This is a genomic window from Nocardiopsis sp. MG754419 (genome assembly GCF_018207095.1).
In the GTDB taxonomy this organism is placed as follows: Bacteria; Actinomycetota; Actinomycetes; order Streptosporangiales; family Streptosporangiaceae; genus Nocardiopsis.
Window position 1 is genome coordinate 14,972 of record NZ_QOCZ01000134.1, and the last position, 923, is coordinate 15,894.

Below are 923 nucleotides of genomic sequence, written 5' to 3' on the forward strand. Positions count from 1 at the left end.
CCGGGGTGACGGCCACCGCCGCTCCTCATCCACGCGTCCACGCGTCCGGTGGGCGGGACGCGTCGGCGGAGCACCGTCTACTTCACGGCACCCATCGACAGACCGCGCACCAGCTGACGCTGGGCCGTCCAACCGATCACCACGATGGGCAGCGACGCCATGACGACCGCGGCCGACAGCTGCGCCACGAACAGGCCCTCACTGGTGATGAAGCCGGTGAGGAACACCGGCACGGTGGCGGCCTGGGCCGCCGTGAGGTTCACCGCGAAGAAGAACTCGTTCCAGGCGAAGATCATGCAGATCAGGGCGGTCGCCGCGATCCCCGGGGCCATGATCGGCATCATCACCGACCACAGGATCCGGGGCAGACCCGCGCCCTCCATCCTGGCGGCCTCCACGATCGCCGTGGGCACCTCCAGGAAGAACGACCTCAGCATCCACACCGCGATGGGCAGGTTCATCGCCGTGTACAGGACGACCAGGGTCCACACGTTGTCCAGCATCGACAGGTGCGCGGCGGCGACGTAGATCGGCACCACGACCGCCACGACCGGCAGCATCTTGGTCGAGATGAAGAAGAACAGCACGTCCTGGGTGCGCTTGACCGGGGCGACCGACAGTGCGTAGGCCGCGGGAAGCCCCAGCAACAGCACCAGGAGCGTCGACGCCAGGGTGGCGATCGCCGAGTTGCCCAGATAGGGCAGGAAGTCCGCCCCGAGGACGGCGGTGAACCGGTCCAGGGTGGGCTGGAAGAAGAGCGTGGGCGGGTCGGTCGCCGCCTGGTTCTCCTCCTTGAAGGCGGTCAGCACCAGCCACAGCACCGGGGCGACGAACACCAGGCCGATGAACCAGGTGAGCGCGGTGAGGACGGTACCTCCCACACCGGCCGCCGTGCGGCGGGGCGCGCGGGCGGGGGCGGAAAC

At 69.0% G+C, this 923-nt stretch carries 1 protein-coding gene; it reads right to left on the reverse strand.

The features are described from left to right. Positions 1-77: 77 nt before the first annotated feature. Positions 78-923, reverse strand: an 846-nt coding sequence (locus DSY14_RS21640; protein ID WP_249188245.1) for a carbohydrate ABC transporter permease, incomplete at its 5' end; no start/stop codon positions are given.